This window comes from Streptomyces sp. NPDC039430, assembly GCF_055639435.1.
Genome location: NZ_JBVKAK010000026.1, coordinates 94,461 through 104,349, shown reverse-complemented (window position 1 = coordinate 104,349; position 9,889 = coordinate 94,461). Strand labels below are relative to the sequence as shown.

9 protein-coding genes and 1 riboswitch are annotated in these 9,889 nt (G+C 69.1%); of the genes, 2 read left to right on the top strand and 7 right to left on the bottom strand.

What is annotated here, in order from left to right; all coding sequences use genetic code 11:
• The first annotated feature begins 136 nt into the window (after positions 1 to 136).
• The gene (locus tag ACZ7LS_RS35710; protein WP_385134761.1) at positions 137 to 1,768 is read left to right on the top strand and encodes a hypothetical protein; all 1,632 of its coding nucleotides are present in this window, start codon (positions 137 to 139) and stop codon (positions 1,766 to 1,768) included.
• A 78-nt stretch (positions 1,769 to 1,846) separates the two neighbouring features.
• Here the strand turns inward: ACZ7LS_RS35710 and ACZ7LS_RS35705 are convergent, their stop codons facing one another.
• From ACZ7LS_RS35705 to gcvT, 7 genes are all read right to left on the bottom strand, one after another.
• Positions 1,847 to 2,533 (bottom strand): DUF5655 domain-containing protein, encoded by a 687-nt coding sequence (locus tag ACZ7LS_RS35705; protein ID WP_385134759.1) that lies wholly within the window; start codon positions 2,531 to 2,533, stop codon positions 1,847 to 1,849.
• A gap of 83 nt (positions 2,534 to 2,616) precedes the next feature.
• Complete coding sequence (locus ACZ7LS_RS35700) at positions 2,617 to 2,769, bottom strand: hypothetical protein (protein ID WP_385134757.1); 153 nt, start codon at positions 2,767 to 2,769, stop codon at positions 2,617 to 2,619.
• A 177-nt stretch (positions 2,770 to 2,946) separates the two neighbouring features.
• The gene (locus ACZ7LS_RS35695) at positions 2,947 to 3,354 is read right to left on the bottom strand and encodes a hypothetical protein (RefSeq protein WP_385134755.1); all 408 of its coding nucleotides are present in this window, start codon (positions 3,352 to 3,354) and stop codon (positions 2,947 to 2,949) included.
• A gap of 760 nt (positions 3,355 to 4,114) precedes the next feature.
• Positions 4,115 to 5,497 carry an L-serine ammonia-lyase gene (locus ACZ7LS_RS35690; RefSeq protein ID WP_382873350.1) on the bottom strand — a complete coding sequence of 461 codons (1,383 nt, stop codon included), beginning with the start codon at positions 5,495 to 5,497 and terminating at the stop codon, positions 4,115 to 4,117.
• Between the two features lie 157 nt (positions 5,498 to 5,654).
• Entirely contained in the window at positions 5,655 to 6,923 is a 1,269-nt protein-coding gene (gene glyA, locus ACZ7LS_RS35685) for a serine hydroxymethyltransferase (protein WP_382517446.1), read from the bottom strand.
• Positions 6,924 to 6,939: 16 nt separating this feature from the next.
• Positions 6,940 to 7,317 (bottom strand): glycine cleavage system protein GcvH, encoded by a 378-nt coding sequence (gene gcvH / locus ACZ7LS_RS35680; protein WP_356511213.1) that lies wholly within the window; start codon positions 7,315 to 7,317, stop codon positions 6,940 to 6,942.
• A 91-nt stretch (positions 7,318 to 7,408) separates the two neighbouring features.
• Positions 7,409 to 8,578, bottom strand: coding sequence for a glycine cleavage system aminomethyltransferase GcvT (gcvT, locus tag ACZ7LS_RS35675; RefSeq protein ID WP_382664763.1), 1,170 nt, complete (start codon positions 8,576 to 8,578; stop codon positions 7,409 to 7,411).
• 147 nt (positions 8,579 to 8,725) lie between these two features.
• A riboswitch (glycine riboswitch) is annotated at positions 8,726 to 8,825 on the bottom strand.
• Positions 8,826 to 8,996: 171 nt separating this feature from the next.
• On the opposite strand from gcvT, the gene ACZ7LS_RS35670 reads away from it, so the two are divergent.
• Complete coding sequence (locus ACZ7LS_RS35670; RefSeq protein WP_382873342.1) at positions 8,997 to 9,794, top strand: AAA family ATPase; 798 nt, start codon at positions 8,997 to 8,999, stop codon at positions 9,792 to 9,794.
• The last annotated feature ends 95 nt before the right edge of the window (positions 9,795 to 9,889 follow it).

Sequence of the window (9,889 nt, the reverse complement as noted above, 5' to 3'; positions counted from 1 at the left end):
CGAGGAATTCGAGACCCAGCACTACCGATCTCAGGCAGCAACGAACACCGCCTGAAACCACGCAAACCGGCCGCTACGAAACTCGGGGCAGCTCAGGTTGGCGTCGTATCGCTCGCCGGAACACCCTCTCGGTGTTGTGGAAGCGTTTCGCGCGGAAGCGGATCTTCTGCGCCTGCGACTGGAAAGCGCCAGGGCTGTCGAAGCACTGCTCGACTTGCTGCCGTACGGAGAGAAGCGCGGAACGCGGCGCGGCGTTCCAGGCATGCAGGCGTGCGTGATCGGAAAGCAACTCGAAGTGACCGCCTCGTTCGGCGACAAGATCGGCATCCGATGGAATGTCGCAGATCCGAAAGTGCGCATCCAACTTCACGGGGGCGAGCGCCTGGCTACCGTGCTTCAGGCACGTCGCGAACGTGTGATCCAGGAACGGTGCACTCCACATTGGGTACCCGGCGAGGCAGTCGCACCGCTGCGGCGCCGCCCGCCTCTATCCCGCGATGTGATTTCCCAGCATCGTGCGAGCGCGCAGTTGGCGAGCGCGCTACTGCGCCGCCCCCGAATGTGGACAGCGCTTGTCGGGCACGACGGACTCACGGTGAGCAGCGCGGTCTCTCTGCACGGGCTGGACTGGACATTCGTGCGGACAGTGGCAGGCGGGGCGGCGCTTCACGATGAGCGGCTCGTCGAGCTGCTTCAGGACGCAATCACAGGACCTGATCTGCAACTCCTCGATCACGTCTGCGAGCCGAAGACCTGCACCCTACGCTTCGTCGGGTGTGGCGGGCGCGTCGACGGCTGGAGAGGCGTCCTCACCGTCCGCACCGAGCACGGAAACTCGGCTACCGGCCGTCCCGGGCGTGCCTTGGCTGCCCTGGGCGAGGTGCGAGCCCCCAGCCACCCCGCCCATCGAACCGGCGCTAAAAGCCGACCTGAGCCAAGGCGATACTTCGTCCTGACATCGGGTCCCTCGTCCCTGGAAGCTGTGCACGGTGTGACCGCTGCCGCCGCCGTTCGGCTGGTGACCGCCTGGGCTGCCGAAGGTCACGTAGCCGCCGTGCTGACCATCAACGACGCCGACTTTGATTTCAGTTGGTATGTAAGCCGAAACAGGGCCTGGCCGAAGGCCAGTGTGCCGCGGCCTGCGGGCCACGTCATGCGCTGGAACCGCCTGCGCTTGACGCCGGGTAACGGAGAAGCCTGGAGGGCGAGCGTGAACCCGGGCCATGGCCTCTTCGACGTCGCAGACGATGAAGCTATTGATGCCGCTCTCGACGCTGCACGCGAGCGTTGCAGCCGCATCCTCGTCTTGGGTGAGCGACCGTCTGCCTGGGCTGGTGGGCTAGCGAACAAGGGGGTTGACGGCGTGACCTTTGCCTTCGGTGCCAGCGAGTATCCAAGGAGGACGACAACTCCTGCGTGGCGCCGATCGGTTGACGGAGACCGTGCTGTGGGCCTTGCGCCGGAAGACTCCGCTGCTCTTTGGCGAGAACGCCACCTGGGCCAACACGACCTGTCACGGCTGCCTCTGGCAGGGCTCGTGCTTCTCCACAACCGTAAGGAACAAACGCTTTCGGATGCCTTCACGGAGCAAGTGGAAGTTCACCTCAGCCGCTACGGGACACCCGTGCTCCGCTGGCTTCCTCCTGAGCCCGGGGAAGCTCGTCTTCTGCACAGCGACGCAACGAAGACCGCCCTCGACCACATGAGCCAAAAGGACCGAGCAGGCGAGATCGCGGCAGCTTCAGCTATCGGCGGCAAACTGTGGTGAACCCAAAGCGAATGCTGCTCTGAGCCGCCGGTGGGGTGGCGCGACAAGGGAGATTGACGCGCCATCCCTCTGCGGGGTTCAGGCCGCCTCGAACGCCCGTCGGATAAGCGGTGCTGCCTTCTCCAGGTCGGCTGCCGAGGCGAGGCGTACCTCCAGGTCCCCGGTCCCGAGGTGGCCGATGCCGCGCATGTCCCTGGTGAAGCCGTCCTCCGGCGCGACGGTGTCCGGGGCGAGTCTGAGGTAGACCAGGATCGCCTCGTGCTTCGGACGGAAGATCACCGACGCGACGTTCACGAGCCGTCGGTAGGCGATGTAGTGCCGGAGAGGGGCCACCTCGACCTCGCCCCATGCCGTGAGCGCGTCGTCCAGCTCTGCGTACAGGTCCCGCAGGCACTCCGGGACGAGACCAGGACCCGCCAGCGTAAAGGTCACCGGGGCCGCCGGCGCGCTGGCGGTCGCTGTGTCCCGCTCCCTGGTCCGCCGAGACGAAGCAGTGTTCGCCGCACCGGGCGAGGAGTCCACGAGCAGCAGGCTCAGCAGGCCGCCCTCGAAGACGCGGTAGCGCACCAGGTCGATCCGATCGGGCAGCCGTTGCACGGCCACGCGGTCGTGGTGGGAGAAGCTGGCCGCGATGCAGACCATCCGTGGGCGACGCCAGTCGATGGACTCGGCGGCCTCCGGGCCCAATACCTTGCGGACGAGTGCCTCGACCTCGTGGTGCGCCGACTCCAGCCAGGACAGGTACGAGGCGGCTTGCGACAGCACGCCGCTGTCGGAGCCCTTCTTGTATCGATCACCACCGGGCTGCCGTTCTCGTCCAGCCCCAGGGTGTCGATCCGGCCCCGGTGTCACGGCCCGGTCGGGTACTCCGACGCCAGGAACCGGATGCCGAGCATCGCCTCCAGGCTGGCCTCGACCCGCCGCTGCAGATCCACTTCCAGCGCCACGGTCGAACCGTGCAGCTCGACGTCCCGTCCGTCCCCGTCTCGTCGGAACAACATCAACTCGGCCACCAGGGTCCCCCCTCCCGCGATCTCTGCTACAAGACCAATCGACTGGGGACTCTGGGTATTCCGCATCCGAGCTACGGAAGCGGCTGTTTGCCCAGATCACCAGGCTGCCACGTCTCGCGAGCTACGGTCGTTGCCAGCCGGGCGGATCGAAGCCCCGGGTGTGCGTCAGCCGTCATCGTCCCGCTGGCCCTCTTTGGCCGTACCAGGGCCCTCCAACTCGACCATGGCATCGGCCAGGCGCACGATGCTGGCATCACCCCGGCAGGCCGCAGGGATGTAGATGGCGCCGGGAATGGCAACGGCCGATGTGGTCAGCAATTCGCCGAGATCGTCCGCCAGGTAGCCCTCGGCCCAGCGGATGCGGTACCGGCCTCCGGGGCGGCGGGAGTACTCGGTGACGGCGCCATGGGCGAAGGTGGACCACCACAGGTGCCCGCGAGTGATCAGGGCGCTACGCAAGGCGGTGCAGGGGGTTGGAGCCCAGTAGTGGGCGAAACTCTCTTCGGTCGACGTCATGTGCGTGACGTCCTTCAGCAGTTGCTGCCCCTGCTCGGTCTCGCCGAGTAGCCGCATGTCCCATCCCCCGACTGCTTTCGGCTGTCCTGAAACTCCAGGCGGCCACCGGTGGGCAAGTGCCGCATCAGGAGGCTACGACGACTGACTTCTTCCAGGCGAAGACCCGGAATGCCGGTGAGGTCGGCGGGCTTGTCCGATGCCGTGGTGAGTGTCGGCAGGAGGTAGCGCGCCACACGGGCAGCGCAGGAGAGACGCAGAACGAGCCGGTCCGGGCGTGGCAGCACGACGCTGTAGTACGACAAAAATTCCGGGAAGCTGTGCCCACCCATGCGGTCGAAAGGGTGCTCGCGATGGTACGGCCCAACCGGGTGCACCTGTTCTGATCAGCGGAAACGTCACTAGGCGGCACCACGCGACACCGGGCAACATGATCGCTCACGGTCTCGTAATGCGTAGGTCTCGGGGTTCGAATCCTGAGTGCGTTACCGGCGCAGGCAGACAGGTGGGGCGGAATGGTGAAGTTGAGGCCCCGCAGCACGCGGTGCTTGCAGTTGCCCGGTGCCTCGTCCTTGAGGGAACACTTCTCCTCGTGGGCGACGACTGGGATCCAGCCGTGGACGCGCGGGCCTTTGTACGTGTCAAGCCACCACCGGGATGTGGACCTCGTTGCCGAACTTGCCCGCGTGGGCTGAATCCCTGGGACATCTCAGGGACTTTCATGTCTGTCCCAGGGCGTTTTCAGGACTTTCCGCTGCGTAAGCAGGGAAGGCCCTGACAGCGCTGAAAGATACAAACGCGCTGGTCAGGGCCCATCCGCCTAGCACTCGATGATGTTCACCGCGAGCCCGCCCCGGGCGGTCTCCTTGTACTTGACGGACATGTCCGCGCCCGTCTCCTTCATGGTCTTGATGACCTTGTCCAGGGAGACCTTGTGGCTGCCGTCGCCGCGCAGTGCCATCTTCGCCGCCGTGACCGCCTTCACCGCCGCCATGCCGTTCCGTTCGATGCACGGGATCTGGACCAGGCCGCCGACCGGGTCGCAGGTCAGGCCGAGGTTGTGTTCCATGCCGATCTCGGCCGCGTTCTCGACCTGTTCCGTGCTGCCGCCCAGGACCTCCGCGAGGGCGCCCGCGGCCATGGAGCAGGCCGAGCCGACTTCGCCCTGGCAGCCGACCTCGGCGCCGGAGATGGAGGCGTTCTCCTTGAAGAGCATGCCGATGGCGCCCGCGGCGAGCAGGAAGCGGACGACGTTCTCGTCCTTCTCCTCCGCCGTGGCGCCGCCGGCCGCGAAGTTCATGTAGTAGTGCAGTACGGCCGGGATGATGCCCGCGGCGCCGTTGGTGGGGGCGGTGACGACGCGCCCGCCCGCCGCGTTCTCCTCGTTCACCGCCATCGCGTAGAGCGTGATCCACTCCATGGCGTGCGCCTGCGGATCGCCCTCGGCGCGGAGCTGGCGCGCCGAATGGGCGGCGCGGCGGCGGACCTTGAGGCCGCCGGGCAGGATGCCCTCGCGGGCCATCCCGCGTGAGACACACGCCTGCATGACCCGCCAGATCTCCAGCAGCCCGGTGCGGATCTCGTCCTCCGTGCGCCAGGCCTTCTCGTTCTCCAGCATCAGCGCGGAGATCGACAGACCGGTCTCGGCCGACAGCCGCAGCAGTTCGTCGCCGGTGCGGAAGGGGTACTTGAGCACGGTGTCGTCGAGCTTGATCCGGTCCTCGCCCACCGCGTCCTCGTCCACGACGAAGCCGCCGCCCACGGAGTAGTACGTCTTCTCCAGGAGTACGGCGCCGGCCGCGTCGTACGCGAAGACGGTCATGCCGTTGGCGTGGTACGGCAGGGTCTTGCGGCGGTGCAGGACCAGGTCCTCGCCGGCGTCGAAGGCGATCTCGTGCATGCCGAGCACATTGAGCCGGCCGCTGTCGCGGATACGTTCCGCCTGCTCGTCCGCGCTCTCCACGTCGACGGTGCGCGGCGAGTTGCCCTCCAGGCCGAGGAGCACGGCCTTGGGCGTGCCGTGGCCGTGGCCGGTCGCGCCGAGCGATCCGTACAGCTCCGCCCGGATCGAGACGGTGTGGGCGATCAGCCCCTCGTTCTTGAGCCGCCGCGCGAACATCCGCGCCGCGCGCATCGGGCCGACCGTATGGGAGCTGGACGGGCCGATTCCGATCGAGAACAGGTCGAAGACCGAGATGGCCACGGGTGACTCCTTGCTGGTTGGTAGACGCCGTTGTCTGCCGGGGTGGTGCGGAGATGACGGTGACACGCGGGGAAGTGGTGCGGGGGAACGTGGTGCGGGGCACCGCGCCGCACGGTCCAGTGTGCGCGGTGCCCCGTAACTCAGGCCGTACGGACGGCTACAGGCCCGGGTACAGCGGGTGCTTCTCGGCCAGCGCGGTGACCCGGCCCGCCAGCGCCTCGCGGTCGAAGGAGGGCTTCAGGGCCGCCGCGATGATCTCGGCGACCTCGGTGAAGTCCTCGGTGGTGAAGCCGCGGGTGGCCAGCGCGGGCGTGCCGATGCGCAGGCCCGAGGTGACCATCGGGGGGCGCGGGTCGTTCGGGACGGCGTTCCGGTTGACCGTGATGCCGATCTCGTGGAGCCGGTCCTCGGCCTGCTGGCCGTCCAGCTCCGAGTTCCGCAGATCGACGAGAACGAGGTGTACATCCGTGCCGCCGGAGAGTACGGAGACACCCGCCTCGGTGACGTCCGGCCGGCCCAGCCGCTCGGCGAGGATCCGGGCGCCGTCCAGGGTGCGCTGCTGGCGCTCCTTGAACTCGTCCGTGGCCGCCACCTTGAAGGAGACCGCCTTGCCCGCGATGACATGCTCCAGCGGGCCGCCCTGCTGGCCCGGGAAGACCGCGGAGTTGATCTTCTTCGCCAGTTCCTTGGTGGAGAGGATCACACCGCCGCGCGGACCGCCGAGGGTCTTGTGCGTGGTGGTCGTGACGACGTGCGCGTGCGGCACCGGGTTGGGGTGCAGGCCCGCGGCGACCAGTCCGGCGAAGTGCGCCATGTCGACCATCAGATACGCGCCGACCTCGTCCGCGATCCGGCGGAAGGCCGCGAAGTCCAGCTGGCGGGGGTACGCCGACCAGCCGGCCACGATCAGCTTCGGACGGGACTCCTTGGCCAGCCGCTCGACCTCGGCCATGTCGACCTGGCCGGTCTTGTCGTCGACGTGGTACGCGACGACGTTGTAGAGCTTGCCGGAGAAGTTGATCTTCATGCCGTGGGTCAGGTGCCCGCCGTGGGCGAGGTTCAGACCCATGATCGTGTCGCCGGGGGTGAGCAGCGCGAACATCGCCGCCGCGTTCGCCTGGGCGCCGGAGTGCGGCTGTACGTTCGCGTGTTCGGCGCCGAAGAGCGCCTTCACCCGGTCGATGGCGATCTGCTCGATCACATCGACGTGCTCACAGCCGCCGTAGTAGCGGCGGCCGGGGTAGCCCTCGGCGTACTTGTTGGTCAGTACGGAGCCCTGCGCCTCCATGACCGCGACCGGAGCGAAGTTCTCCGAGGCGATCATTTCGAGCGTGGACTGCTGACGGTGCAGCTCGGCGTCGACGGCGGCGGCGACGTCGGGGTCGAGCTCATGGAGCGAGGCGTTCAGAAGCGACTTCGAAGACATCACGGTCCCTGGGGTCTCAGTTGCCGGAAAACTGTGTGTACTCATCGGCGGTGAGCAGGTCATCGGGCTCCTGCGCGACACGTACCTTGAACAGCCAGCCGCCCTCGAACGGGGCGGAGTTCACCAGCGAGGGATCGTCCACGACGTCCTGGTTCGTCTCGGTGACCTCACCGGTCACCGGGGCGTACAGATCGCTGACCGACTTGGTGGACTCCAGCTCTCCGCAGGTCTCGCCCGCGGTCACCGTGTCACCGACCTCAGGAAGCTGGGCGAACACGACGTCGCCGAGGGCGTTCGCCGCGTACTCCGTGATACCGACCGTCGACACACCGTCCTCGGCGGCCGTCAGCCACTCGTGCTCCTTGCTGTAGCGCAGCTGCTGGGGGTTGCTCATGACCTGAATTCTCCTGTACGCGAGGGTGTGGTGCGGAACAGCTGTCTTACGGACCGAGACGGGCGCCCGGAGGGGCGTGCTGACGTCCGTATCACTTCTGGCGCTTGTAGAACGGCAGCGCCACGACCTCGTACGGCTCGTGGGAGCCGCGGATGTCGACCCCGACGCCCGCCGTGCCGGGCGCGGCGTGCGCCGCGTCGACGTACGCCATGGCGATCGGCCTGCCCAGGGTCGGGGAGGGGGCGCCCGAGGTGACCTCGCCCACGACAGCGCCCCCGGCGACCACCTGGTACCCGGCGCGCGGGACCCGGCGGCCCTCGGCGATCAGCCCGACGAGCTTGCGGGGCGGGGCGGACGCGGCGCGCTCGGCGGCGGCCCGGAGGGCCTCGCGGCCGACGAAGGCGCCGCCGTTCGAGGTCTTCTCGAACTTCACGACCCGGCCGAGGCCGGCGTCGAACGGGGTCAGGGCCGTGGACAGCTCGTTCCCGTACAGCGGCATACCGGCCTCCAGCCGGAGGGTGTCGCGGCAGGACAGCCCGCAGGGCACCAGCCCGACGCCCTCGCCGGCCTCGGTCAGCGCCTGCCACAGCCGCTCGGCGTACCGGGGCTCGACGAACAGCTCGAAACCGTCCTCGCCGGTGTAGCCCGTACGCGCGATCAGCGCGGGGACACCGGCGACGGTCCCCGGCAGGCCCGCGTAGTACTTGAGGCCGTCGAGATCGGCGTCCGTCAGCGACTTCAGGATGCCCGGGGACTCGGGGCCCTGGACCGCCAGCAGCGCGTACGCGTCACGGTCGTCGCGTACCGCCGCGTCGAACCCCTCGGCGCGGGCGGTCAGCTCGTCCAGCACGGTCTGGGCGTTGGAGGCGTTGGCGACGACCATGAAGGTGTCCTCGCCGAGGCGGTAGACGATCAGGTCGTCCAGGATCCCGCCGTCCTCCCGGCAGATCATGGTGTAGCGGGCGCGGCCCACGGCGACGGCGCCGATGTTGCCGACGAGCGCGTAGTCGAGGAGATCACCGGCCGCCGGTCCCGAGACGGTGATCTCACCCATGTGGGAGAGGTCGAAGAGCCCGGCGCGGGTGCGGACGGCGTGGTGCTCGTCGCGCTCGCTCGCGTACCGCAGCGGCATGTCCCAGCCCGCGAAGTCGGTCATGGTCGCGCCCAGCGCGCGGTGCGTGGCGTCGAGGGCGGTGAGACGCGGGGCGCCGGGGGCGGCGGTGCCGGGCGTGCTGGTGCTGCTCGGGGGGACATGGCTCATCGGTGTGACTCCCAGGGCATGACGGCGAGGACGATCCTCCCCATCTGTCATCGGAACCTGAGAGGTTCATCACGGCCACACGTGAGAGCGGACATGACTTGCACCTTGGGTGGAGCCGCAGAGCTGCGGCCCGCTTTTCAGATCTGCCTCATCCACGCGGTACGGGGCCTGAGAGATTCAAGGGAGGGACTTGCTCCTTCGGCGCCCGGCGCACACACGGTGACCGGGACTCTCCCGCGCGGATTCAAACGGCCGGTATGCAGTTGGCGGGCACATCATCGCACGCATCGCCGCCGAGCGGGGAGCCCGGTCCGCAACTCGCCCGGCCCCGGAAAAAGCTTGTGGCGCATTACCATTTCTTTACACTTCTTGGGCAAGGGTCATGGACCAGGTCGACTGAGCTGACAGGGGGACGGCGATGATGTCGCAGGGGTCCGGTACGTACACGACGACCGCGGGGGTTCCGACGCAGACGGCCGCCGCCGCACAGCCCGGCACACCCGCCCTGGACGCGCCTGCCCTGGACGCACCAGCCCTGGACGCTGCGGTCCTGGACGCTGCGGTCCTGGACGGCGCGGTCCTGGACGGCGCGGGGCGCGTGGCGCGGGTCGTCCGGGATCTGCGGGGGCGGGGGCCCGCCGCGGCGGGCGGCCGGGCGCGGGGCCGCGGCACGAAGAGCCTCGTCTTCGCCGAAGGGGATCTGGTGGTCGTCTCAGGACTGCCGGGCAGCGGCAAATCCACCCTGATCCGGCGGGCCGCCGAGGCCACCGGCATCGACTCCCAGGACACCAGGGACCGCTGGGCGCGCCGGCTGCCGGGCGCCCTGCCGTACGCCGTCTACCGCCCGCTCGTCCGGCTGGCGCACTACGCCGGGCTGCGGCGCGCGCTCGGCGCGGGCGGGAGCGTCGTCGTCCACGACTGCGGTACGCAGACATGGGTACGGAGCTGGCTGGCCCGTGAGGCCCGGCGGCGTGGCCGCCGGCTCCATCTCGTCCTGCTGGACGTCCCGCCCGAGGTGGCGCGCGAGGGCCAGCGGGAGCGCGGCCGGGGCGTGTCCGGCTACGCCTTCGCCCGGCACCGCCGGGCGGTCCGCCGTCTGCTCGCCGACGCCGAGACCGGCCGCCTGCCCCGGGGCTGCGCCTCGGCGGTCCTCCTGGACCGGGACGCGGCGGGGGCCCTGGAGCGGATCGCCTTCCCGGCCACCCGGGCGGACTGAGCAACGACGGGCCGACCAGCTGACCGCTGACCGCCGGCCGGTGGGGCCGCGACCGGTGCGCCGGGCCGTGGACCGGCCGGGCGCCGACCCATGGA

Coding starts and splice junctions, on each gene's coding strand:
- gcvH (WP_356511213.1), bottom strand. CDS start 7,317: ATGAGCAACCCCCAGCAGCTGCGCTACAGCAAGGAGCACGAGTGGCTG.
- ACZ7LS_RS35695 (WP_385134755.1), bottom strand. CDS start 3,354: ATGCGGCTACTCGGCGAGACCGAGCAGGGGCAGCAACTGCTGAAGGAC.
- gcvT (WP_382664763.1), bottom strand. CDS start 8,578: ATGAGCCATGTCCCCCCGAGCAGCACCAGCACGCCCGGCACCGCCGCC.
- ACZ7LS_RS35670 (WP_382873342.1), top strand. CDS start 8,997: ATGATGTCGCAGGGGTCCGGTACGTACACGACGACCGCGGGGGTTCCG.
- ACZ7LS_RS35700 (WP_385134757.1), bottom strand. CDS start 2,769: ATGTTGTTCCGACGAGACGGGGACGGACGGGACGTCGAGCTGCACGGT.
- glyA (WP_382517446.1), bottom strand. CDS start 6,923: ATGTCTTCGAAGTCGCTTCTGAACGCCTCGCTCCATGAGCTCGACCCC.